Source organism: Nonomuraea sp. C10 (assembly GCF_008017515.1).
GTDB classification, from domain to species: Bacteria; Actinomycetota; Actinomycetes; order Streptosporangiales; family Streptosporangiaceae; genus Nonomuraea; species Nonomuraea ferruginea.
In genome coordinates this window covers 2865801-2889969 of record NZ_VPFF01000001.1, presented here as the reverse complement: position 1 = coordinate 2889969, position 24169 = coordinate 2865801, and the positions used below count along the sequence as shown (strand labels likewise).

Sequence of the window (24169 nt, the reverse complement as noted above, 5' to 3'; positions counted from 1 at the left end):
AGTGGGCCCAGCTGGTCCGTTTCCTCAGGACCCAACAGTGTGTCCAACCAGTCTCGATCCTCTGATCGCACGCTCCCACTCCCACCCTCACGAGGAGGGCAGGCGGTACTAGCGCGGTGACAACCGAGACCGGTTGAGTAGCCAGTGCTCCACTAGTGAGCTGCCGTGTGCAAGACGTTCGCTTGCAGGCACAGCGTGGACCAGGGCGGTCAGGCCCCGGCCGGTGCTCCTTAGAAAGGAGGTGATCCAGCCGCACCTTCCGGTACGGCTACCTTGTTACGACTTCGTCCCAATCGCCAGCCCCACCTTCGACCGCTCCCCCCACACAAGGTGGTTGGGCCACGGGCTTCGGGTGTTGCCGACTTTCGTGACGTGACGGGCGGTGTGTACAAGGCCCGGGAACGTATTCACCGCAGCGTTGCTGATCTGCGATTACTAGCGACTCCGACTTCATGGGGTCGAGTTGCAGACCCCAATCCGAACTGAGACCGGCTTTTAGGGATTCGCTCCACCTCGCGGTTTAGCAGCCCTCTGTACCGGCCATTGTAGCATGTTTGCAGCCCAAGACATAAGGGGCATGATGACTTGACGTCATCCCCACCTTCCTCCGAGTTGACCCCGGCAGTCTCCCATGAGTCCCCACCACCCCCGAAGGAGCGTGCTGGCAACATGGAACAAGGGTTGCGCTCGTTGCGGGACTTAACCCAACATCTCACGACACGAGCTGACGACAGCCATGCACCACCTGTCACCCAGTCCGAAGAGGCGCACATCTCTGCACGTTTCCGGGTGATGTCAAACCTTGGTAAGGTTCTTCGCGTTGCGTCGAATTAAGCAACATGCTCCGCCGCTTGTGCGGGCCCCCGTCAATTCCTTTGAGTTTTAGCCTTGCGGCCGTACTCCCCAGGCGGGGCGCTTAATGCGTTAGCTCCGGCACGGAACCCGTGGAAGGGTCCCACACCTAGCGCCCAACGTTTACGGCGTGGACTACCAGGGTATCTAATCCTGTTCGCTCCCCACGCTTTCGCTCCTCAGCGTCAGGTAAGGCCCAGCAAGCCGCCTTCGCCACCGGTGTTCCTCCTGATATCTGCGCATTTCACCGCTACACCAGGAATTCCACTTGCCCCTGCCTACCTCTAGCCGGCCCGTATCCACCGCAGACCCGCAGTTAAGCTGCGGGCTTTCACGGCAGACGCGACCAGCCACCTACGAGCTCTTTACGCCCAATAATTCCGGACAACGCTTGCGCCCTACGTATTACCGCGGCTGCTGGCACGTAGTTAGCCGGCGCTTCTTCTGCAGGTACACGTCAACTTCGTCCCTGCTGAAAGAGGTTTACAACCCGAAGGCCGTCATCCCCCACGCGGCGTCGCTGCGTCAGGCTTCCGCCCATTGCGCAATATTCCCCACTGCTGCCTCCCGTAGGAGTCTGGGCCGTGTCTCAGTCCCAGTGTGGCCGGTCGCCCTCTCAGGCCGGCTACCCGTCGTCGCCTTGGTAGGCCACTACCCCACCAACAAGCTGATAGGCCGCGAGTCCATCCCCAACCAAGAAATCTTTCCACCACCATCAGATGCCTGAAGTGGTCGTATCCGGTATTAGACCCAGTTTCCCGGGCTTATCCCAGAGTCAGGGGCAGGTTACTCACGTGTTACTCACCCGTTCGCCGCTCGAGTACCCCGAAGGGCCTTTCCGCTCGACTTGCATGTGTTAAGCACGCCGCCAGCGTTCGTCCTGAGCCAGGATCAAACTCTCCATAAAATGAATTTGAATCCCAACCAAAAAGGAATCCGTCACAGAAATACATGACGGGGTTGTGCATCATGCACTGGCTTTTAACACACTGTTGAGTTCTCAAGAAACGGACGCGTACACCCGCACCGAAGATTATCGCCTTCAGTACCAGGGGCGCACATCTGCTCTTCTCCACTTTATCAGGTGGCCCGATATCCGGTCAAATCCGTTTATCGGTTCATCTGATCAAGATTTTGGCAGTCCCCGGAACTTACAGTGTCATCCTGCGTCTGTCGAATCAACCGATTTATTCGGTGATCACGCCGGACGCCCGAGACAACCCGATCAAGAGCGCATTGCAGCGCTCCGGCCGAGTGGCTTGTTCTCAAGGGACTCTGCCCTGGGGCCCGTCCGCCTGACCGGCGTCCGGCTCACTCCCGGGGCGAGTTATGAGGTTAGGTCGCGATCCGCCAGACGTCAAATCACACGCCGGACGGACGGCCGGGCTGTCGTCCTCGCGCCACAGCGATGTGGTGCTGAAGGAAGCGTTCTCATCCCCCGAAGCCACCACGCCATGCGTCGGAGGGACGCGGGCCCGCTAACGGATGAGGGCGCGGACCTGGTCCGGTGAGGTGAACAGCTCGGCCGGCATCCCCGCCGCCCGCGCCCCCGCCACGTTGACCTCGTTGTCGTCGAAGAACAGCGCGTCCCGCGGAGCCACCCCGAGCCGCGCCGCGCAGATCTCGTACGCCCGCGGGTCCGGCTTGGCGACCCTGATCCGGCACGAGTACGTCAGCGCGTCGAACCGCCCCAGCCAGTCACCGTGGTTGCGTTCCCACACCGGCACCAGGTCTTCGATGATGTTCGACAGCAGCCCCAGCTTGACCCCGCGGTCGGCGAGCTCGTGCACCAGCGCCACCATCTCCTGATCCACCTGCGACCAGCTCTCCAGATCGGCCGCCGTCAGGGCCGCCACGTCGGCGAACTCCACTCCCAGCCGCTCGCCGACCGCCGCCCAGTACGCACCGGTCTCCTGCCCGGCGTCGTAGGCGGGCCGGCAGCCCCAGTAGGCCTCCCAGAACGCCTCGGCGGAGACCCCGCCCAGGTCCACGAGCTGCTGCTTCGCCTCGTCCGTCTGGGTCCGGGCGATGACACCGTACAGATCGAAAACGATTACTTGATTCATGCATCAGAGCCTATGCGCCGTATTCTGCACCGATGATCTCTGCGGCCACACTTGCCCCTGATGCCCCGCCAGTTCCGCGACAGAGTCGCACCCGCGGCAGGCCGTACGCGGAGGGGGTGATGGCCGCGCTGGCCGGTGGGGTGGCGTTCAGCGGGTCGGGCGCGGCGACGCTGAACGGCGACGAGCTGGCCACGATCAGCGCCGCCACCCGCTCGCTGGCCGGGCTGTGGGAGCTGGTCCAGCACATCGACGGCCATTTCCTGCCCTATTACCTGTTCATGCACGTGTGGGCGCTGGCGGGCACGGCGGAGCTGTGGCTGCGGCTGCCGTCGGCGCTGGCGATCGGCGCGGCGGCGGGCCTGCTGGTGGCGCTGGGCAGGCGGCTGCACAGCACGCGGGCCGGGGTGACAGCGGCCGCGCTGCTGGCGGCGCTGCCGTCGGTGTCGTACTACGGGGCGTTCGCGCGACCGTACGCGTTCGCCGCGGCCGCGGTCGTGCTGTCGTTCTGGGCGTTGCACCGGGCGCTGGAACGCTCCGGCCCGCGCCGGTGGGCGGCGTACGGCGCGACTGTGGCGCTGGTCTGCTGCACGCACCTGTTCGCGGTGCTGGTGCTGCCGGCCCATCTGCTGCTGATCCGGCGGGAGACGGCGGCGCGGATGCTCGCCGCGCTGGCGGCGGGGTGCGTGCCCGCCGTGGTGCTGGGGCTCGTCGGGTACGGGGAGCGGCACGCGATCAGCTGGATCCCGCAGCGTGGCCCCGACGTGCTGCTGAAGTTCCCGAAGATGGCGGCGGGGGCGGCCGAGGCCGGGGTGCCGCTGTTCGTGGTCGCGCTGGCCGGGGCGGCGCTGCTGGGGCTGTCGCGGCGGGCGGCCGGGCCGCGGGGCGCCGCGAGCACGGGTCTCCCGCCCTGGCGCTGGGCGGGCGCGCTGCTGGGGTGGCTGGTGCTGCCGCCGCTGCTGCTGCTCGCGGTGTCCCACCTGGTCACGCCGGTGTACGTGGATCGCTATCTGTTCGTGACGGCGCCGGCGCTGACCCTGCTGGCGGGGCTGGCCGCCGCGCACGCCGGAAGCCGGCGGGTGTCCGTGGCCGTCTGCTGGGCGCTGGTCGCGGTCTGCCTGACGGCGGGAACGTACCAACATGCGGAGGTCCGGGATGAGAACGGGCGGTTCGAGAACTTCCCGTGGGCCATCTCCCGGATCCAGGCCCAGCCGGGCGACGCGATCGTGTACGGGCAGAGCCAGATGCGGTCCGGGTTCGACTACTACGGCCCCGCCTACTACGGGCTCGACGGGTTCGGAGACGGCTCGATGCCGGAGGACGTGCTCCGGCTCGGCCACGACCCGTCGCCAACCGGCTTCGGCTACCGCGAGCGGAGCGCCGTCGCCGGCGCGCTGCGCGGGCGCGAGCGGGTGTGGGTGGTGTGGCGCGGCACCAAGGCCACGGGCGACCGTCTGGCCCGGGTGCGGGAAGTCGAGGAGGCCGGGTACGAGCGGGAGGGCTCGTGGCACTCGGCCGACCTGCCGGGCATGACGGTCGCCCTCTACACGAAGGCGGGCGGCTGAGGGTCAGCCGACCTCGACGCCGCCGACCGACTTCTTGCCGCGCCGCAGCACCAGGAAGCGGCCGTGGAGCAGGTCGGCGGCGGCCGGGACGTACGCCTCGTCCGTGATCTTGGTGTTGTTGAGGTAGGCGCCGCCCTCCTTGACCGCCCGGCGGGCGGCCGACTTGGACTCGACCAGCCCGCTGTCGGCCATGAGGTCGACCAGCGACGCGCCGAGCCCGGGGACGGTCGCCTTCGGCACCTCGGCCAGCGCCGCCGCCAGGGTGGAGGCCGGCAGCTCGTCCAGCGAGCCCTGGCCGAACAGCGCCTTGGACGCCGCCACCGCCGCGGCCAGCTCCTGCGGGCCGTGCACGAGCGTGGTGAGGTCCTCGGCGAGCGTCCGCTGCGCCTCGCGGGCGAACGGCCGGTCGGCGACGGCCTTCTCCAGCTGCTCGATCTCCTCCCGGGAGCGGAAGGTGAACACCTTGAGGAAGCGGATCACGTCGCGGTCGTCGGCGTTGAGCCAGTACTGGTAGAACGCGTAGGGCGTGGTCAGCGCCGGGTCGAGCCAGACGGCCCCGCCGGCGGTCTTGCCGAACTTGGTGCCGTCGGCCTTGGTGATCAGTTTGCCGGTGAGGGCGTGCACGTGAGCGCCCTCGACCCGCCTGATCAGGTCGACGCCCGCGGTGATGTTGCCCCACTGATCGCTGCCGCCGAGCTGGAGGGTGCAGCCGTGGCGCCGGTAGAGCTCCAGGTAGTCGTTGGCCTGCAGGATCTGGTAGCTGAACTCGGTGTAGCTGAGCCCTTCGCCGCCGAGCCTGGCCGAGACCGACTCGCGGGCGAGCATCCGGTTGACCGGGAAGTGCTTGCCGACGTCACGCAGGAAGTCGATGGCCGACAGCTCGGCGGTCCAGTCGAGGTTGCTGACGAGCGTGGCCGCGTTGGGGCCCGGCTCGAACCACAGGAACTTCTCCACCTGGACCCGGATCCGCGCCACCCATTCGGCCACCACCTCGCTGGTGTTGAGCGCCCGCTCGGTGCTGCGGCCGCTGGGGTCGCCGATCAGGCCGGTGGCGCCGCCGACCAGGCCGATCGGCCGGTGGCCCGCACGCTGGAAACGGGTCAGGATCAGCAGCGTGGCGAGGTTGCCGACGTGCAGCGACGGTGCGGTCGGGTCGAAGCCCGCATAGACCGTGATCGGACCCTTCGACAGCGTTTCGCGCAGGGCGTCGGTGTCGGTGGTCTGCGCGGTCACGTCGCGCCATTCGAGCTCATCGAGGATGTCGGTCACGATGCTGACTTTCCTGATAGATGGTGAGTGGGTACAGCGTGCCTGATCGCGGCCGGACGCCGCCACTTGGATAATGTCGGCCCCATGTGGAAGGTCCGTCGTGAACTGGCCGTTTTCAAGATCTTAGGGGCTCTGGCGTGCGCGGGGCTCGCAGCGTACTGGTATGCCGACGGTGACGTGCCAGGAGTGGTCCTCGCGGTGCCGGCGGCGGTGCTGCTGGGCGGGATGGGGTTGCGCGACATACTGGCCCCGGTGCGGCTGGCGATGGACGAGAGCGGCATCACGGTGGTGCACGGTTTCGCGGGCAGGCGGCACGTGCCGTGGGACGCCATCCGGGACGTCGAGGTGGACGTCCGCAGGCGGTGGGGCCTGCGCAGCGAGATGCTGGAGATCGACACCGGCGACCATCTGCACATCTTCAGCGCTCACGACCTCGGCGCCTCACCCACGGAGGTGGCCGCGGCGTTGCGCCGCCGCGGCATGTGAGCGCGGTACGGGGAGACGGTCGGATCTCCCTCGACCCAGAACCGCCACGGGGTGTCCTTGGCCGTCGAGATCCCGGTGCGCGGCCCCGACCTGATCGCTCCGGGCTCCGGCGGGCGGCCCTCCAGGACCACCGCCGACCCGGCGGGCCACACCGGCGGGCCGTCGGCCTGCGGCGCGGCACTGATCAGGCGGTCGACGGCCGGGATCGCGCCGGGCGGGCCCTCCCAGACGGCGTCGACGCCGTTGTGCTCGCGCAGCAGCCCGAGCGCCACGGCCAGCCTGGCCGGCCCCCGGCCGAGGTCGCGGTCGGCCACCGGCCTGGGGCCGCCGTCGCCCGCGGGCGCTCCCCTGCCGGACCGCCGGGACCGGGCCAGGCCGACGCCGCCGACCACCTCACCGGCCCGCAGCAGCACCGCCGAGCCCTGGTCCTCGGGCAGGCAGACGAGGTTGGCGCAGAAGTGCATGCCGTAGGTGAAGTACACGTACAGGTGTCCGGGCGGGCCGAACATGACCGCGTTGCGCGCCGTCTTGCCGCGGTAGGTGTGGGCCGCGGGGTCCTCGCCCGGCCCGCCGTACGCCTCGACCTCGGTCAGGCGTACGGCCACGCCGCCGTGCACGATGAGGCGCCCGAGCAGGTCGGGCGCGACCTCGTGGGACGGCCGGTCGAAGAAGGCCCGCGGCAGCGGGGCCGTGCTCAGCACCCCGCTCAGGAGCCGGCCGCCCAGGCCGCCTGGGCGTCGACCGCCTCGCGCAGCGCCACGAGCTGGTCGCGGACGCGGTCGGGGGCGGTGCCGCCGTGGGCCTTGCGGGCGGCGAGCGCGCCCGGCACGTTGAGCACGTCGCGCACGTCGGGCGTCAGGTGCGGCGAGACCTTGACCATCTCGTCGTCGGTGAGGTCGCCGAGGTCCTTGTCGTTGACCTGGCACCACACCACGAGGTGGCCGACCGCCTCGTGCGCCTCACGGAACGGCACCCCGCGCCGCACCAGCAGCTCGGCCAGGTCGGTGGCGAGGGCGAACCCGTCGGGCGCCGACGCCTCCATCCGGGCGGTGTTGACCCGCATGGTCGAGACGAGGCCGGCCATCGCGGGCAGGACCAGCAGCAGGGTGTCGACCGAGTCGAACACCGGCTCCTTGTCCTCCTGCAGGTCGCGGTTGTAGGTGAGCGGCAGGCCCTTGAGCGTGGTCAGCAGCGCCATCAGGTTGCCGATGAGGCGTCCGGACTTGCCGCGGGCCAGCTCGGCCACGTCGGGGTTCTTCTTCTGCGGCATGATCGACGAGCCGGTGGAGTAGGCGTCGTCCATCTCGATCCAGCGGAACTCCTGCGAGGCCCACAGGACGATCTCCTCGCCCAGCCGGGACAGGTGGGTGCCGATCAGGGCCGCGGCGAACAGGAACTCGGCCGCGAAGTCACGGTCGGCGACCGCGTCCATCGAGTTGGGCGCGGCCGAGTCGAACCCGAGCTCCTGCGCCACCGCCTGTGGGTCGAGCGGCAGCGACGAGCCGGCCAGCGCGCCGGAGCCGAGCGGCGAGACGGCCGCCCGCTTGTCCCAGTCGGTGAGCCGGTCGACGTCGCGGGCGAACGCGTGCACGTGCGCGAGCAGCTGGTGGCCGAACGACACCGGCTGCGCGTGCTGCAGGTGGGTCATGCCGGGCGCGGCCGTCTCGGCGTGCTGCCCCGCCTGCTCCATCAGCGCCGTCTCCAGCTCCACCAGCCGGGAGACGATCGTGCGGGCGTGGTCGCGGAGGTAGAGACGCAGGTCGGTGGCGATCTGGTCGTTGCGACTGCGGCCGGCCCTGAGCTTGCCGCCGAGCGAGCCGAGCCGCTCCAGCAGGCCGCGCTCCAGCGCGGTGTGCACGTCCTCGTCCGCGACGGTGGGCCGGAACTCGCCCTCCTTGCAGGCGCGCTCCAGGTCGTCGAGCGCGCCGATCATGCGCTGCAGCTCCTCGGCGCTCAGCAGCCCCGCCCTGTGCAGCACGCGGGCGTGCGCCCTGGACGCCGCCAGGTCGTAGGGCACCAGCCGCCAGTCGAAGTGCACGCTCACCGACAGCCGGGTCAGCGCGTCGGACGGGCCCCCTTCGAAACGCCCGCCCCACAGCCGCATCGGCTTGCCATCACTCACCGTCTTCTCCTCAGCCTTCACCGCACGTCCTCCGCGACCTTAGTGCACTTCACCCCTGCTTCGCGTCGCGAGCCGCCGCGATCTTCGAAGGCAGGCTGAACAGTTGTACGAAACCCTTGGCCAGCGACTGGTCGAACGAGTCGCCGGTGTCGTAGGTGGCGAGCGAGAAGTCGTACAGCGACTGCTCGGAGCGCCGGCCCGTGACCGTGGCGCGGCCGCCGTGCAGGGTCATCCTGATGTCACCGCTGACGTACCGCTGCGCGTCGGCGATGAGCGCGTCGAGCCCGCGCTTGAGCGGCGAGTACCACAGCCCGTCGTAGACCAGCTCGCTCCACCGCTGGTCGACGCCCCGCTTGAAGCGGGCCAGGTCGCGCTCGACGGTGACGCTCTCCAGCTCCAGGTGCGCCGTGATGAGCGTGATCGCGCCGGGCGCCTCGTACACCTCGCGTGACTTGATGCCGACCAGCCGGTCCTCGACCATGTCGATGCGCCCGACGCCGTGCGCGCCGGCCCGCCGGTTCAGCTCGTCGATGATCTCGTACGGGGTGAGCGGGCGGCCGTCGAGCTTGACCGGGACGCCCCGCTCGAAGGTGATGACCACCTCGTCGGGCTCGCGCGGCACGGCGGGGTCGGCCGTGTAGGCGTAGACGTCCTCGCTGGGCGCGTTCCAGATGTCTTCCAGGAAGCCGGTCTCGATGGCGCGGCCCCACAGGTTCTGGTCGATCGAGAACGGGTTCTTCTTGGTGGTCTCGATGGGCAGGCCCCTGCGCTCGGCGTACTCGATCGCCTTGTCGCGGGTCCAGGCGAAGTCGCGGGCCGGGGCGACCACCTTGAGCTCGGGGGCCAGCGCCGCCAGCCCGGCCTCGAAGCGGACCTGGTCGTTGCCCTTGCCGGTGCAGCCGTGGGACACGATCGTGCCGCCGAGCTGCTTGGCCGCGGTGACCAGGTGCTTGACGATGAGCGGGCGCGAGAGCGACGACAGCAGCGGATAGCGGTCCATGTAGAGGGCGTTGGCCTGGAGCGCGGGCACGCAGAAGTCGGCCGCGAACTCCTCCTTGGCGTCGACCACCACGGACTCGACGGCGCCGCAGTCCAGGGCGCGCTCGCGGATGGCCTTCATGTCCTCGCCGCCCTGGCCGAGGTCCACCGCGACGGCGATGACCTCGGCGTTCATCTTCTCGGCGAGGAACGGGATGGCCACCGACGTGTCCAGGCCCCCGGAGAACGCCAGGACCACTCTCTCCGTCATTGCTCTGTCTCCATCGATTGCGATAAAGCGTGATAATTCGGTCTAAGTGCGCCGGTCTGCCGCCTTCAGCAGCGCCTCCGCGAGAGCCGGCCCGCCCTGCGGGTCTCGGCTGATGACCAGGATCGTGTCGTCACCCGCGACGGTGCCGAGAATCGACTCCCAGTCGGCGTGGTCGATGGCGGAGGCGAGGAACTGGGCCGCGCCCGGCGGAGTCCTGACGATGACCAGGTTGGCCGAGGCGTCGGCGCTGACCAGCAGTTCCTCCGCGATGCGGTGCAGCCGCGCGGCCGGGGACTCGCCGGTGCCGAGCCTGGCCAGCGGGATCCGCCCGCCGCCCTCACCGGGCAGCGCGTACACCAGCGAGCCGTCCTCGGCGCGCAGCTTGAGCGCGCCCAGCTCGTCGAGGTCGCGTGAGAGCGTGGCCTGGGTGACCTCGACGCCGCTCTCCGCCAGCAGCTTGGCCAGCTCGGGCTGGGAGCGCACCGGCTGGCGCTGGAGCAGGTCGGTGATCTTCGCCTGCCGGGCCGCCTTGGTCATCGGGATCGTCATGGTCTGGTCACCAGCCAGTGGAGCAGCGCCTTCTGCGCGTGCAGCCGGTTCTCCGCCTGGTCCCACACGGCGCTGCGCGGGCCCTCCAGGACGTCGGCGGTGATCTCGTTGCCGCGGTAGGCGGGCAGGCAGTGGAGCACGACCGCGTCGCCGTCGGCGTGTGCCAGCAGCTCGGCGTTGACCTGGTAGGGCATGAGATCGCGGACCCGGTCGTCCTTGCCGTCCTGGCCCATCGACACCCAGGTGTCGGCCGCCACGACCTGCGCCCCCTGAACGGCGGCGACCGGGTCCGAGACGGACACCACGGAACCGCCGGTGGTGGCGGCGATGGCCGCGGCCCTGGCCAGGACCACCGCGTCGGGCTGGTAGCCCACCGGGGCGCCGATCCGCACGTGCATGCCGGCGGTGGCGCCGCCCAGCAGGTAGGAGTTGGCCATGTTGTTGGCGCCGTCGCCCACGTACGCGAGTGTCAGCCCGGCGGTGCGGCCCAGCCGCTCGCGCACCGTCTGCAGGTCGGCGAGGATCTGGCAGGGGTGGAACTCGTCGGTGAGCGCGTTGACCACGGGCACCGCGGAGTTCGCCGCCATGGTCTCGATCAGCTCCTGGCCGCTGGTGCGCCACACGATGGCGGCCACCTGCCGGTCGAGCACGCGGGCGATGTCCTCGACCGGCTCGCCGCGGCCCATGAGGGTGGAGACGCCGTCGACGATCAGCGGCAGGCCGCCCAGCTCGCCGATGCCCACGTGGAAGGAGACGCGGGTCCTGGCCGACGGCTTGTCGAACAGCACCGCCACGGTCTTGGGCCCCTCGAACGGACGGTGGCCGAAGCGGTCCTTCTTCATCTCCGCCGCCAGGACGAGCACCTCTTCCTGCTCGGCCGGCGAGAGGTCGTCGTCCCGCAGAAAGTGCCTGACGTCCGCGTTGTTTCCTGCGGTCACTGGCTCGCCTCCGTGAGAATGTTCGGGAACGCGGCGGTGAAGGCGTCCACCTGGCCGGCCGTCACGACCAGCGGCGGCGCGATCCGCACCGCGTCCGGCTGCACGGCGTTGACGAGGAAGCCCGCATCCTGCGCCGCCTTCTGCACCTTCCCCGAAACGGGCTCGGCGAGCACGGCGGCCAGCCACAGGCCGCGTCCGCGCACCCCCTTCAGCAGCGGGTGCGCGATGGATTCGAGACCGCCGCGCAGCCGCGCGGCGACCTCGTTGACATGGCCGAGGTCCACGTTGTCGAGCACGGCCAGGGCCGCGGCGCAGGACACCGGGTTGCCGCCGAAGGTCGAGCCGTGGTCGCCCTTCTCGAACAGGGTGCCGGCCTCGCCGAATCCGACGCAGGCGCCGATCGGCAGCCCGCCTCCCAGCCCCTTGGCCAGGGTGAGGATGTCGGGGGTGAAGCCGTCGGCCTGGTGGGCGAACCAGTGGCCGGTCCTGCCGATCGCCGACTGGATCTCGTCGGCGACCAGCAGCGCGCCGGTCGCGTCACAGATCTCGCGGGCCGCCGCCAGGTAGCCGTCGGGCGGCGGCACCACGCCGGCCTCGCCCTGCGTCGGCTCCAGGAACACCGCCGCGCAGTCGCCGGTCACGGCCTCCTTCAGCGCGTCCGCGTCCCCGTACGGGACGAACCGGACGTCGACCGGGAAGGGGCCGAACTGGTCGCGGATGGACTTCTTGCCGCTCAGCGACAGCGCGCCGATCGTACGGCCGTGGAAGCCGTTCTCGGCCGCGACGAAGTAGGACCTGCTGGTGCGCTTGCCGTACTTGACCGCGAGCTTGTAGGCGGCCTCGTTGGCCTCGGTGCCGGAGTTGGCGAAGAAGACCCGGGCGGGGGCGCCGAGCAGGCCGGTCAGCCTCTCGGCCAGCAGCACCTCGGGCTCGTGCAGGAACAGGTTGCTGGTGTGGGCGATCGTCGCCACCTGCTTCGACACCGCCTCGACCAGCGCGGGGTGGGCGTGACCGAGCGAGACGACCGCGATGCCGGCGATGAAGTCGAGATACTCCCTGCCCTCGACGTCCCACACGCGGGCGCCCTCGCCCCTGGCCAGCGCGACCGGCGGGACGCCGTAGTTGGGCATGAAGACCTGCTCGAACCGCTCGTACAGGCTACTCATCAGGGCACCACCATGGTTCCGATTCCTTCGTTGGTGAAGATCTCCTGCAGCAGCGAGTGGGGCACCCTGCCGTCGAGCACGTGGGCCTGCGGGACGCCGTTGCGCACGGCGGTCAGGCAGGCTTCCATCTTGGGCACCATGCCGCTGGACAGCGTGGGCATCAGCCGCTCGAGCTCGGCCGCGTCGATCTCGTCGATGACGTCGGTGTCGTCGGGCCAGTTGGCGTACAGACCCTCGACGTCGGTGAGGACGATGAGCTTGTCGGCCTTGAGCGCCACGGCCAGCGCGGCGGCCGCGGTGTCGGCATTTACATTGTAGATTTCGCCGTCGGCGCCGCGGGCGATGCCGGACACGACCGGGACGCGCCCGTCGGCCAGCAGCGCCTCGACCGTGCCGGGCTCGACCTTGACGATCTCGCCCACCTGGCCGATGTCGACCGGGCTGCCGTCGACGATGGCGCTCTTGCGCTCGGCGGTGAACAGGTGGGCGTCCTCGCCCGACAGGCCCACCGCGAACGGGCCGTGGCGGTTGATCAGGCCGATGATGTCGCGGCCGACCTGGCCGACCAGCACCATCCTGACGACCTGCATGGCCTCAGGGGTGGTGACCCGCAGCCCGGCGGTGAACGTGGACTCGATGCCCAGCTTGTCGAGGTGGGCGTTGATCTGCGGGCCGCCGCCGTGCACCACGACCGGCCGCAGCCCGGCGTGGCGCAGGAAGACGACGTCCTCGGCGAACGACTCCTTGAGCGCCTCGTCGGTCATCGCGTTGCCGCCGTACTTGATGACGACGGTCGCGCCGTGGAAACGCTCCAGCCACGGCAGGGCCTCGATGAGCGCGGCCGCCTTCTCCTGTGCGTCCCTCATGTCGAGTACGCCGAGTTCTCGTGGACGTACTCGGCCGTCAGGTCGGTGGTGTGCACCGTGGCGGTGTGCGGGCCGGCCGACAGGTCGACGGTGATGGTGACGTCGCGCGGGCGCATGTCGACCTTGTCGCGGTCGTCGCCGACGGCGCCGCCGCGGCAGATCCAGATGCCGTTGATGGCCACGTTGAGCCGCTCGGGCTCGAACTCGGCGTCGGTGGTGCCGACCGCGGACAGCACCCGGCCCCAGTTGGGGTCCTCACCGTGGATGGCGCACTTGAGCAGGTTGGAACGGGCGACCGCGCGGCCGACCTTGACCGCGTCGTCCTCGGAGGCGGCGCCGACCACCTCGATGGAGATGGCCTTGCTGGCGCCCTCGGCGTCGACGAGGAGCTGCCTGGCCAGGTCGGCGCAGACCTCCGTCACCTTCTGCTCGAACTCGGCCAGGTCCGGCCTGACCCCGGCGGCGCCGCTGGACAGCAGCAGCACGGTGTCGTTGGTGGACATGCAGCCGTCGGTGTCGAGCCGGTCGAACGTCGTGGACGTGGCCCTGCCCAGCACCGAGCCCAGCTCCTCGGCGGTCAGCTCGGCGTCGGTGGTGATCACGCAGAGCATGGTGGCCAGGGCGGGGGCCAGCATGCCGGCCCCTTTGGCCATCCCGCCGACCATGTAGCCGGCGCCGCGCTTGAAGGAGATCTTGGACACCGTGTCGGTGGTGCGGATGGCGTCGGCCGCGTTGAGCCCGCCGTCGCGGGACAGCTTGGCGGCGGCCTGCTCCACGCCGGCCAGCACCGCGTCCATCGGCAGCCGCTCGCCGATCAGCCCGGTCGAGCAGACCGCGATCTCGCCGGCGGAGTCGTCGAGCAGCGCGGCCGCCTTCTCGGCGGTCGCGTGCGTGTCCTGGAAGCCCTCGGGGCCGGTGCAGGCGTTGGCGCCGCCGGAGTTGAGCACGACCGCCCGCAGCCGCCCGCCTCGCAGGACCTGCTGCGACCACAGCACGGGCGCCGCCTTCACCCTGTTGGCGGTGAAGACGCCTGCGGCGGCGCGGCTGGGCCCGTCGTTGACGACGAGGGCCAGGTCGCGGGCGCCGCCGGACTTGATGCCGGCGGCCACGCCCGCGGCCCGGAAGCCTAGGGGGGCGGTCACGCTCATGGAGCTACTCCATTCGTGGGGAGACCGAGCTCTTCTGGCAGGCCGAGGGCGAGGTTGGCGCTCTGGATCGCGCCTCCGGCCGTGCCCTTGGTGAGGTTGTCGATGGCGATGACGGCCAGCACGCGGCCGGCCCGCTCGTCGAGCGCCACCTGCAGGGCGGCGGTGTTGGCGCCGTAGGTCATCGCGGTGGCGGGCCAGACGCCCTCCGGCAGCAGCGTCACGAACGGCTCGGCGCGCAGCGCCTCCTCGTACGCCTCGCGCAGCGCGGCCCCGGTGAGGCCGGGCGCGGCCGGGGCGGTGCAGGTGGCCAGGATGCCGCGGCTCATCGGGGCGAGCGTGGGCGTGAAGGAGACCCGCACCGGGACCCCCGCGGCCGCGCTCAGCCCCTGCTCCATCTCGGGGGTGTGGCGGTGGACGCCGCCGGCGCCGTAGGCGCTGACCGAGCCGATGACCTCACTGCCGAGCAGGTTGGGCTTGAGCGACTTGCCGGCGCCGCTGGTGCCGCTGGCGGCGACCACGACGACGTCCGGCTCGGCCAGGCCCGCGGCGAACGCGGGCGTCAGCGCGAGCAGGACCGAGGTGGGGTAGCAGCCGGGCACCGCGATGCGGCGGGCGCCCTTGAGCACCTCGCGCTGGCCGGGCAGCTCCGGCAGCCCGTAGGGCCAGGTGCCCGCGTGCTCGCCGCCGTAGAACTCCAGCCAGGCGGCCGCGTCGGCGAGCCGGTGGTCGGCGCCGCAGTCGACGACCAGCGTCTCGTCGCCGAGCCTGGCGGCGATGGCCGCCGAGTGGCCGTGCGGGAGCGCGAGGAAGACCACGTCGTGGCCGGCGAGCGTCTCTGGCGTGGTGTCTTCGATGATCTGCCCGGCCAGCGCCGGCAGCTGCGGCTGGTGGGCGCCGAGCGGGCTGCCCGCGCTGGAGGCGGCGGTGAGCGCGCCGATCTCCAGTCTCGGGTGGCCGAGCAGCAGGCGGAGCAACTCGCCGCCCGCGTAGCCGCTGGCTCCGGCGACCGCTGCTCTCATGCCTGCCTCCTGCATAGTCATGCATCTTACCTCATGGATTTGCTTTTTAAGAGGATGCACCGCAGGGGATGAACATGCAACCCGTAGACCGTATATCGGGACGGTGACGGAACGCGCACGGCCACGGATAATCCCCGGTGAATCACGGTCTAGCGCTACGTACCTACCGGTCGGTACTGTGATGTATCCGACAGCCGTCCAGCGGGAGTACTGCGTAATGACCCTTTCGCACGCCCAGGTGGAAGCCCAGCTCACCGGACCCGGACAGCTCTTCGAGATGGAGGAGATCGGCGGCACCGGCATTCGGACGTGGAAGCACGCACCCGCCCACTTCCGCGTGCTGCTGGAGAACAGCCGGTGGCACGGCGACAAGGTCTTCCTCGTCTACGAGGACGAGCACATCACCTTCGAGGACCACTACCGGCGCGCCGCCACCCTCGCCACCCGCCTCGCCGACGACTACGGGGTGCGCAAGGGCGACCGGGTGGCGGTCGCCATGCGCAACTACCCCGAATGGTCGATCGCCTTCTCCGCGGCGCTCGCTGCGGGCGCCGTCGCGGTGCCGCTGAACGCCTGGTGGACCGAGCCCGAGCTGGCGTACGGGGTGAGCGACTCCGGCGCGAAGGTGATCATCGCCGACGACGAGCGGGCCCCCAGGCTGGCCGGCACCGGCGTGCCGCTGATCGTCGCCAGGGGCGCGGCGCCCGAGGGGGCGCGGACGTTCGACGAGGTGCTCGGCGAGGTCAGGGCCGACGTGACGCTGCCCGAGGTGGAGCTCTCCCCCGACGACCCGGCCACCATCTTCTACACCTCCGGCACCACCGGGCGGCCCAAGGGCGCGCTCGGCAGCCATCGCAACCTGGGCCAGTCGCCGATGACCGTCGCCTACGGGCTCTACCGCGCCAGCGCGCTGGCCGGCAAGGACCCCGGCGAGGCCACGGCCGTGCGCCGGGTGACGCTCCTGACGGTGCCGCTGTTCCACGTCACCGGCTGCTTCTCGGCGCTGACCACGACCCTGTTCAGCGGCGGCGGCCTGGTGCTCATGTACAAGTGGGACCCGGGCCAGGCGCTGAAGCTGATCGAGCGGGAAAAGGTCAGCGCCATGATCGGCGTGCCGACCAACGCCTGGCAGCTGATGTCCCACCCCGACTTCGCCAAGCACGACCTGTCGTCGCTCAACACGCTCGGCTACGGCGGCGCGCCCGCCCCGCCCAGGCTGCTGGAGCGCATCACCGAGAACCTCCCCGCCCGCGCCGCGTCCAACGGCTACGGCATGACCGAGACGACCGCGCTGGCCATCGGCAACGGGGGCGCCGACTACCAGGCGCACCCCGACAGCATCGGCAGGCCCTCCCCCGTGGTCGACGTGCGCGTGGTCGACCCGATGAACAACGAGCTGCCGCCCGGCGAGGTCGGCGAGCTCTGCGTGCGCGGCCCCAACGTGATCCTGGGCTACTGGAACAAGCCGGAGGCCACCGCCGAGACGTTCGTCGGCGGCTGGCTGCACACCGGCGACCTGGCCAAGATCGACGAGGACGGGTTCGTCTACATCGTCGACCGGGCCAAGGACATGGTGATCAGGGGCGGCGAGAACGTCTACTGCGCCGAGGTGGAGGCCGCGCTGTTCGAGCACCCGGCCGTGGACGACGTCGCGGTGATCGGCGTGCCGCACGACGAGCTGGGCGAGGAGGTGGGCGCGGTGATCCGCCTCGCCGCCGGCGTCCCGGCCACCGGCGAGGAGCTGCGGGCGTTCCTCGACGGGCGGATCGCCGCGTTCAAGGTGCCGCGCCACTTCTGGTTCCGGGAGGGCGAGCTGCCGCGCAACCCCGGCGGCAAGATCCTCAAGACCCACCTGCGCCGGGAGGTGCTCGGCGCCTGACGACGCGCGAAGCGGCCCGCCCTCGACCGGCGGGCCGCTTTTTTCATGACATATCACCAGGTCAGCATGTCTGCACCAGATCGCATTACCTTCCACGTAATCGCGTGGCCTATGTGCTCGCTGGCACCGTTGCGGGTGTCGGAACGAACACCTAAGGAGACGCGAGATGAGCACCCCCACCAGCGCCACTACCGGCCGCGCGAGCTTCCTGCGGCTCGTGCTCGCCGCGGACGCCGTCGTCACAGGGGTCAACGGCCTGGCCTACCTCGCCGCCGCCGGCCTTCTGAGCGACCTGCTCGGGCCGGACGCGGGCCTGCTGCGCGGGATCGGGATCTTCCTGCTCGCGTACGGGGTGGCCGTCGGTCTCCTCGCGGGCCGCCGCCAGGTCAGCGAGGCGGGCACCCAGGTCGTGATCGGCCTGAACGTCGTCTGGGCACTGGCAAGCGTCGCCGCCGTCGTCACCGGTCTCCTCGCGTTCACCACGATCGGCGCGGTGTGGGCGATCCTCCAGGCCCTCGTGGTCGCCGGGTTCGCCGTGCTGCAGATCGCCGGTCTCCGCAAGCTTCGCTAACCATCTGAAAGGCTGACAAATCATGACGAACCTCGTCGAGCGTTACGTGGCCGCCTGGAACGAGACCGACCCCGCCGCCCGCGCCAAGGCCGTGGCCGGCGTCTGGACCGAGGACGCGACGTACACCGACCCGCTGGCGGACGTGGCCGGGCACGCCGGCATCGCCGCCGTCATCGAGGGCGCCCAGGGGATGTTCCCCGGTCTGGTCTTCACCCCCGGCGAGCTGTACGACGCCCACCACGGCGTCGCCCGCTTCACCTGGCACCTCGGCCCGGAGGGCGGGGAGCCGGTGGCGACCGGCTTCGACGTGGTGGAGCTGGCCGAGGACGGGCGCATCAGCAAGGTGCTCGGCTTCCTGGACAAGGTGCCGGCCGTCTGACCCTCCTCTCCCATGGCCCCCGCCCCGGCGGGGGCTTCCGCTTGCCGCTCCGATGTTTCCACGGATGGTCATGGACTTGTCAGGTGGAAGTCAGTAAAGATCTAACTTGCAGCTTTAGCGTGATTTGCGCTCAAGAAGGATCAAAGAAGGGTACGTAACGTACACATGCGGGTGGCAAACGCACTACTCACGGCAGTCCTGGCTTCGGCCCTCGTCACCAGCGCCTCCGCCGCCCACGCGGCGCCGCGCCCCGAGTTCCCCGCGGAGGTGTACGGCGGCGCCTGGCAGGCGGGTCACGTGCAGGGGATCGCGGTGGACGAGAAGAAGGGCTTCATGTACTTCTCCTTCACCAACCTGCTCGTCAAGACCGACCTGTCCGGCAAGCCCGTCGGCTCCGTCACCGGCTTCACCGGCCACCTCGGCGACCTCGACTTCAACCGTCAGGACCGCCGGGTGTACGGGTCGCTGGAATACAAGGACGCGCAGGCGTTCTACATCGCCATCTTCGACGTCGACCGCATCAGCAGCCTCGGCATGGACGCCGAGACCTCCGACGTGGTGACCGCCGTCTACCTCAAGGAGGTGGTCGACGACTACAGCGCCGACATGAACGGCGACGGCGTCTTCGACGGCAACGTGGCCAACACCCCCGACCACCGCTACGGCTGCAGCGGCATCGACGGCGTCGCGTTCGGCCCCGAGTTCGGCAAGCGGCACGGCAAGCAGAAGCTGACCGTGGCCTACGGCGTCTACTCCAACACCGCTCGCCAGGACAACGACCACCAGGTGCTGCTCCAGTACGACATCACCAAGTGGCGCAAGTACGAGCGCCCGCTCACCCAGAGCGCCCCGCACACCTCCGGCCCGGCCAAGGTCGACGGGAAGTACTTCGCCCGCACCGGCAACACCCGGTACGGAGTCCAGAACCTGGAGTACGACGGCCACACCGGCAAGTGGCTGATGGCCGTCTACAAGGGCGCCAAGCCGCAGTTCCCCAACTACTCGATGTTCACCGTCGACGGCGCCACCCGCCCGGTGCGCGGACCGATCGAGGGACAGCCCCAGCCGGAGCAGGGCGACCTGCTCACGCTCGCGCCCGAGGGCCTGCACCACGAGGCGTCGGGCGTCCGCGGCTGGGAGTCCTCCGGTGAGTACGGCCTGGCCTCGCTGGACGACGGCCGCTTCTACCTGGTGGACGCCGGCACCGTGACCGAGGACGGCGTCACCAAGCAGACGGCCCACTCCCGGCTCCACCGCTGGACCGGCAGCACTCCGACCCCGTTCGAGCGCCTCCCCTAGCCATCCGGGACAGGGCTCCCGACCGGCGAAGCCGGGGAGCCCCCGGCGCGGGCCCCGCCACCGCAGCGGCGGAGCCCGCGCCACATCAGCCCTCCTCGCGCCACCCCTCGAACCGCTCGGTCAGCTCGTCCACCTTGGCCAGGCTCTCCCCGGCGAGCCCCTCCACGACGACGAGCCACTGCGCGTCCTCCGCGTCGTCCTCCCCCGCCAGCGTCTCCCGCACCACCCGCGGCACACCCAGGCCGGGGAACCACTCGCCGAGCGTCGCCGCGACCTCCTCGGCGTCGTCCCGCTCAGAAAAGATCAGCAACTGCCTCATGAACGGCATTCTGGCAGCAGGCGAGAGCGCGCGTTCACGAACAGTGAGCGGGGTACGTTGCTAACGTAAGACCATGACGGCCGAAGCGGTGAGCATTCCCATGGCGCCAGAGTCCTCGCTGCCCGACTGGATCTTCCCTCCCCCTGAGGGGTTCACGGCGGATGACCTCGATCACCTTCCGCATTTGCCTGCGCACACGGAGTTGATTGACGGAAGCTTGGTCTTCGTGAGCCCGCAGCTAGACTTCCACACCTCGACGATCTACCTGTTGGAGGCCGGTCTGCGCCGTGCTGCTCCGAAGGGCCACCGCGTGCGCCGCGAGATGAGCGTCAAACTCGGTCCCAGACAGCGCCCGGAGCCGGATCTGATCGTTCTCAAGCCCGGCGCCGACGTCCGTTCCTCAGCCACCTACTACCCGGCCGGCGACGTCGCCCTCGCCGTCGAAGTGGTGTCCCCCGAGTCCGAGGAGCGCGACCGCAAGCGCAAGCCCCTGCTCTACGCGGAGGCGGGCATCCCCCACTTCTGGCGGGTCGAGAACGACTCCGGCAGGCCTGTCGTCTACGTCTACGAACTCGACCCTGCCACCCGCGCCTACGTGCCCACGGGTATCCATCACGACCGCGCCAAGGTGACCGTCCCGTTCGACATGGACATCGACCTCGCCGAGATCGACTCGATCTGACCGAAAAGGGCCGGTACGAACCCGTACCGGCCCTTGACGCGTCAGGCAGAGCGCAGCTGGGCGCCGACGCGGTCGGCGGCGAGCGCCACGGCGGCGTCGCGGGCGGCGGAGATCTCCTCGGCCGTCAGCGTGCGGTCGGGGGCGCGGAAACGCATCGCGTACGCGAGCGACTTGTTGCCCTCGCCCACCTGGGCACCGGCGTAGACGTCGAACAGCCGCACCGACTCCAGCAGCTCACCCGCGCCGTCGCGGAGCGCCGCCTCGACGTCGGCCACCGGGGTGAAGTCGGGCACGATCAGCGCGACGTCCTGGGTGGCGACCGGGTAGGCGGAGATGGCCGGAGCCTGGGCCGGGCCGGGCATGGCCGTCTCCAGGCGGGTCAGCTCCAGCTCCAGCGCGGCCGTGCGCGGCGGCAGCCCGTAGGCCTCGATGACCCGCGGGTGGAGCTCGCCCGCGTGGCCGACGAGCAGGTCGCCGAGGTAGAGGGCGGCGCACCGGCCCGGGTGCCACGGCTCGTGCTGGTCGGCCACGACCGACAGCTCCAGCCCGGCCTCGGCCGCGACGATCCGTCCGGCCTGCACCGCGTCGGCCCACGACGCCTGCCGGCCCGCGCCCCACCAGCCGGAGCGCTCGAACTCGCCGGCGAGCACCACCGCGACCCGCCACGGCTGGTCGGGCAGCGCCGCCTCGATCGAGGCCAGCTCCTCCTCGGTGGGCCGCCGCTCGACGCCGAGCACGGGGGCCGCCTCGGGCGCCCCCTCGCGCGGCCGGTAGACGGCGCCGGCCTCGAACAGGGCCACGTCGGCGAAGCCGCGCCCGACGTTGCGTACCAGGGTCTTGAGCAGCCCGGGCAGCAGCGTGGTGCGCATCAGCGGCTCGTCCTCGCCCAGCGGGTTGGCCAGCCGCATCGCGCGGCGGCGGGCGTCGTCGGCGGGCAGCTGCAGCCGGTCGAAGTCGTCGGCGCTGATGAACGGGTAGGCCAGCACCTCGGCGTAGCCCGCTTCGGCCAGCGCCCGGCCGACCCTCCTGCGCAGCCGCTGGCCCTCCGTGAGCCCTGCCCCCGCGGGGGCGCTGGGCAGCACGGACGGCAGCCGCTCGTACCCTTCCAGCCGGATGACCTCTTCGGCGAGGTCGCTGGGGTCGGTGAGGTCGGGCCGCCACGACGGCGGGGTCACCGTGATCATGTCGTCGCCCTTGACGGCCAGCCTGGCCGCCAGCTCGCCGCCGGTGACCACGCCGGTCGGGTCGACGCCGCCCTCGCGCACGGCCGGGTCGTCGCCGTCGACCACGACGCAGCCGATCTGCTCCAGCCTGCGCACGACGGTCTCTTTCGCGTACGGCATGCCGGCGATGTCGCCGGGGTGGGCGGCGGGGATCGACACGCGGGCGGGCCTGACCTCGACCTCGGCGTGCGTGACCCCGGGCACGATGGTGGCGCCGCCCAGCTCGGCCAGCATGCTCACGGCCCGCCAGGAGGCGACGAGCGGCAGCTCACGGTCGACGCCGCGCTCGAACCGCTTGGACGCCTCGGAGACGAGGTTGTGGCGGCGGGACTCGCGGGAGATGCCGGTAGCCGAGAAGTGGGCGGCCTCGATGACGATCTCGGTGGAGCCGTCGGAGATCTCGGTCTCCAGGCCGCCCATGGTGCCGGCCATGGAGATCGGCCCCGACTGGTCGGTGATGAGGATGTCGTCGGGGTCGAGGTCGCGCACGACGTGGTCGAGCGTCTCCAGCCGTTCGCCCGGCAGCGCGCGCCGCACCACGATCTCGCCGGTGAGCTTGTCGGTGTCGAAGGCGTGCAGCGGCTGGCCGAGCTCCAGCATGAGGTAGTTGGTGATGTCGACGGCCAGCGACACCGGCCGCATGCCGGCCCGGATGAGCCGGGTGCGCATCCACAGCGGGCTCTTGGCCTCCGGGTCGAAGCCGGTGACCTGGCGCAGCACGAACCGGTCGCACGCGGTCGGGTCGTCGATGTAGGCCGGCCAGGCCCGGCTGGTGTGCTCGGGCGGCCGCACGTCGGCGGGGTCGCGGAACGCCGCCCCGAACGCGATCGCGACCTCGCGGGCCACGCCCCGGATCGACAGCGCGTAGCCGATGTCGGGGGTGATCTCCAGCTCGATCACGTCGTCGCGCAGGCCGAGCAGCTCCACCACGTCGGCGCCGACGGGGGTGCCGGCGGGCAGCACCATGATGCCCGCGTGGTCCTCGCCCAGGCCCAGCTCGCGCTCCGAGCAGATCATGCCCTCGGACAGGCGGCCGTAGGTCTTGCGGGCGCCGACCTCGAACCCTCCGGGCAGCACGCCGCCGGGCAGCACCACGGGGACGCGGTCGCCGACGGCGAAGTTGGTGGCGCCGCAGACGATCTCGCGCGGCGTCGGCTCGCCGACCTCGACCCGGCAGTGGCGGATCGGCTTCTTGAAGCCGGTCAGCTCCTCGATCTCCAGCACCTCGCCGACGACGACGTTCTTGACGTCGTGGCCGTGGGAGGCGATGGACTCCAGCTTGAGCCCGGCGGCCGTGAGCTTGTCAGCCACCTCTTGGGCGGTGACCGCCGGGAGATCGACATACTCCCGCAGCCAGGAAAGCGGGACCCTCATCAGATCTCCATTCCGAACGGGAGCGTGAAGCGCACGTCTCCCTCGATCATGTCGCGCATGTCCTCGGCGTTGTGGCGGAACATCAGCGTCCGCTCGATGCCCATCCCGAAGGCGAACCCGGAGTAGACCGACGGGTCGATGCCGCAGGCGACCAGCACCCGCGGGTTGACCATGCCGCAGCCGCCCCACTCGATCCAGCCCTCGTTCTTGCAGGTGCGGCAGGGCGGGTTGCCGGGCACCGCCGAGGCGCCGCGGCAGACGAAGCACTTGAGGTCCATCTCGGCGGACGGCTCGGTGAAGGGGAAGTAGTTGGGCCGGAACCTGGTGGTGATGCCCTCACCGAACATGACCTCGGCGAACCGGTCGAGCGTGCCCTTGAGGTGGGCCATGGTGAGGCCCTTGTCGACGGCCAGGCCCTCGGTCTGGTGGAAGACCGGGGTGTGGGTGGCGTCGAGCTCGTCGGTGCGGAATGTCTTGCCGGGCGCGATCGCGTAACACGGCGCGCCGCGCTCCAGCAGGGCGCGGATCTGCAGCGGCGAGGTCTGCGTGCGCAGCACCATGCCCGAGTCGGTGGAGCCGACGAAGAACGTGTCGTGCTCGGAGCGGGCCGGGTGGTCCTTGGCGATGTTGAGCGCCTCGAAGTTGAACCACTCGCCTTCGAGCTCGGGGCCTTCGGCCACCTCATAGCCCATCGCGACGAACGTGTCGGCGATGCGCTCCTGCAGCGTGGTCAGCGGGTGGCGGGCGCCGCGCGGGCGGCGGTCCCACGGCAGGGTGACGTCGACGGTCTCCTCGACGAGCACCCGGGCGTCGCGCTCGGCCTCCAGCTCGGCCTGCCGGGCGGCCAGCGCCTCGGCGACGGCTCTGCGGGCGGTGCCGACCCGCTTGCCCGCCTCGGCGCGGGCGGCGGGCGGCAGGGCGCCGATCTCGCGGTTGGCCAGGGCGAGGGGCGAGCGGTCGCCGGAGTGCGCCAGCCTGGCCTGCTTGAGTGCGTCGAGGCTGCCGGCCGCCTTGATCGCCGCGATGGCGTCGGCCTCCATCCGGGACACCTCGTCGGCGTGCAGCGGGGTGACCTCGACCGGGTCGTAGTCAGACAAGAGTGAGCTCCGTATCCAGGGCTTGAGCGGGAAAAGTCTAGTGGTGGCCCACCG

General features: G+C 70.5%; 21 protein-coding genes and 1 rRNA gene. 7 read left to right on the top strand and 15 right to left on the bottom strand.

From position 1 onward, the window contains the following. Positions 1-234 precede the first annotated feature (234 nt). A 16S ribosomal RNA gene (locus FR742_RS13160) occupies positions 235-1759 on the bottom strand. A 571-nt stretch (positions 1760-2330) separates the two neighbouring features. Further along, entirely contained in the window at positions 2331-2918 is a 588-nt protein-coding gene (locus FR742_RS13155) for an HAD family phosphatase (protein WP_148031230.1), read from the bottom strand. 119 nt (positions 2919-3037) lie between these two features. Here FR742_RS13155 and FR742_RS13150 point away from each other — a divergent pair, with 119 nt between their 5' ends. Continuing rightward, positions 3038-4480, top strand: a complete 1443-nt coding sequence (locus tag FR742_RS13150) for a glycosyltransferase family 39 protein (protein ID WP_148031229.1) — start codon at positions 3038-3040, stop codon at positions 4478-4480. Positions 4481-4483: 3 nt separating this feature from the next. Here the strand turns inward: FR742_RS13150 and tyrS are convergent, their stop codons facing one another. Beyond that, on the bottom strand, positions 4484-5749 hold the full coding sequence (gene tyrS, locus FR742_RS13145; protein WP_148031228.1) for a tyrosine--tRNA ligase: 1266 nt from the start codon (positions 5747-5749) through the stop codon (positions 4484-4486). A 177-nt stretch (positions 5750-5926) separates the two neighbouring features. On the opposite strand from tyrS, the gene FR742_RS13140 reads away from it, so the two are divergent. Next, positions 5927-6235 carry a PH domain-containing protein gene (locus FR742_RS13140; RefSeq protein ID WP_222708918.1) on the top strand — a complete coding sequence of 103 codons (309 nt, stop codon included), beginning with the start codon at positions 5927-5929 and terminating at the stop codon, positions 6233-6235. Here the strand turns inward: FR742_RS13140 and FR742_RS13135 are convergent. The 9 genes from FR742_RS13135 to argC all read right to left on the bottom strand — a co-directional run bounded on the left by FR742_RS13135 (position 6175) and on the right by argC (position 15307). Then, complete coding sequence (locus FR742_RS13135; protein WP_187281416.1) at positions 6175-6933, bottom strand: DNA-3-methyladenine glycosylase; 759 nt, start codon at positions 6931-6933, stop codon at positions 6175-6177. The genes FR742_RS13140 and FR742_RS13135 overlap by 61 nt on opposite strands. 8 nt (positions 6934-6941) lie before the next feature. After that, complete coding sequence (gene argH, locus FR742_RS13130) at positions 6942-8339, bottom strand: argininosuccinate lyase (RefSeq protein ID WP_148034516.1); 1398 nt, start codon at positions 8337-8339, stop codon at positions 6942-6944. Positions 8340-8406: 67 nt separating this feature from the next. After that, positions 8407-9606, bottom strand: a complete 1200-nt coding sequence (locus tag FR742_RS13125) for an argininosuccinate synthase (protein ID WP_148031226.1) — start codon at positions 9604-9606, stop codon at positions 8407-8409. 42 nt (positions 9607-9648) lie between these two features. Then, the gene (locus FR742_RS13120) at positions 9649-10155 is read right to left on the bottom strand and encodes an arginine repressor (protein ID WP_148031225.1); all 507 of its coding nucleotides are present in this window, start codon (positions 10153-10155) and stop codon (positions 9649-9651) included. Then, positions 10152-11093, bottom strand: a complete 942-nt coding sequence (gene argF, locus FR742_RS13115) for an ornithine carbamoyltransferase (protein WP_148031224.1) — start codon at positions 11091-11093, stop codon at positions 10152-10154. The genes FR742_RS13120 and argF overlap by 4 nt, the downstream gene beginning before the upstream one ends. Next, on the bottom strand, positions 11090-12259 hold the full coding sequence (locus FR742_RS13110) for an acetylornithine transaminase (protein WP_148031223.1): 1170 nt from the start codon (positions 12257-12259) through the stop codon (positions 11090-11092). Before FR742_RS13110 ends, argF begins: the two co-directional genes overlap by 4 nt. Then, entirely contained in the window at positions 12259-13125 is an 867-nt protein-coding gene (gene argB / locus FR742_RS13105) for an acetylglutamate kinase (RefSeq protein ID WP_148031222.1), read from the bottom strand. The genes FR742_RS13110 and argB overlap by 1 nt, the downstream gene beginning before the upstream one ends. Then, complete coding sequence (gene argJ, locus FR742_RS13100; RefSeq protein WP_148031221.1) at positions 13122-14273, bottom strand: bifunctional glutamate N-acetyltransferase/amino-acid acetyltransferase ArgJ; 1152 nt, start codon at positions 14271-14273, stop codon at positions 13122-13124. Before argJ ends, argB begins: the two co-directional genes overlap by 4 nt. After that, positions 14270-15307, bottom strand: a complete 1038-nt coding sequence (gene argC / locus FR742_RS13095; RefSeq protein ID WP_396990174.1) for an N-acetyl-gamma-glutamyl-phosphate reductase — start codon at positions 15305-15307, stop codon at positions 14270-14272. The genes argJ and argC overlap by 4 nt, the downstream gene beginning before the upstream one ends. A gap of 202 nt (positions 15308-15509) precedes the next feature. Between argC and FR742_RS13090 the strand changes: the two genes are divergently transcribed. The 4 genes from FR742_RS13090 (at position 15510) to FR742_RS13075 (ending at position 19420) form a co-directional block, all read left to right on the top strand. Then, entirely contained in the window at positions 15510-17171 is a 1662-nt protein-coding gene (locus FR742_RS13090; RefSeq protein ID WP_148031219.1) for a class I adenylate-forming enzyme family protein, read from the top strand. Between the two features lie 166 nt (positions 17172-17337). Continuing rightward, positions 17338-17742, top strand: a complete 405-nt coding sequence (locus tag FR742_RS13085; RefSeq protein WP_148031218.1) for a hypothetical protein — start codon at positions 17338-17340, stop codon at positions 17740-17742. A 22-nt stretch (positions 17743-17764) separates the two neighbouring features. Then, positions 17765-18121: a nuclear transport factor 2 family protein gene (locus FR742_RS13080; protein ID WP_148031217.1), complete on the top strand. Its 357-nt coding sequence runs from the start codon at positions 17765-17767 to the stop codon at positions 18119-18121. 165 nt (positions 18122-18286) lie between these two features. Further along, a complete protein-coding gene (locus FR742_RS13075; protein ID WP_148031216.1) occupies positions 18287-19420 on the top strand; it encodes a hypothetical protein in 1134 nt (377 codons plus the stop codon). 85 nt (positions 19421-19505) lie between these two features. On the opposite strand, the gene FR742_RS13070 is transcribed toward FR742_RS13075, so the two are convergent. Beyond that, a complete protein-coding gene (locus FR742_RS13070) occupies positions 19506-19739 on the bottom strand; it encodes a hypothetical protein (protein WP_148031215.1) in 234 nt (77 codons plus the stop codon). 73 nt (positions 19740-19812) lie between these two features. Here FR742_RS13070 and FR742_RS13065 point away from each other — a divergent pair, with 73 nt between their 5' ends. Next, on the top strand, positions 19813-20421 hold the full coding sequence (locus tag FR742_RS13065) for a Uma2 family endonuclease (protein ID WP_396989221.1): 609 nt from the start codon (positions 19813-19815) through the stop codon (positions 20419-20421). A gap of 41 nt (positions 20422-20462) precedes the next feature. On the opposite strand, the gene FR742_RS13060 is transcribed toward FR742_RS13065, so the two are convergent. Beyond that, complete coding sequence (locus FR742_RS13060; protein ID WP_148031214.1) at positions 20463-23018, bottom strand: phenylalanine--tRNA ligase subunit beta; 2556 nt, start codon at positions 23016-23018, stop codon at positions 20463-20465. Beyond that, complete coding sequence (pheS, locus tag FR742_RS13055) at positions 23018-24058, bottom strand: phenylalanine--tRNA ligase subunit alpha (RefSeq protein ID WP_246639256.1); 1041 nt, start codon at positions 24056-24058, stop codon at positions 23018-23020. The genes FR742_RS13060 and pheS overlap by 1 nt, the downstream gene beginning before the upstream one ends. Positions 24059-24169: the final 111 nt, after the last annotated feature.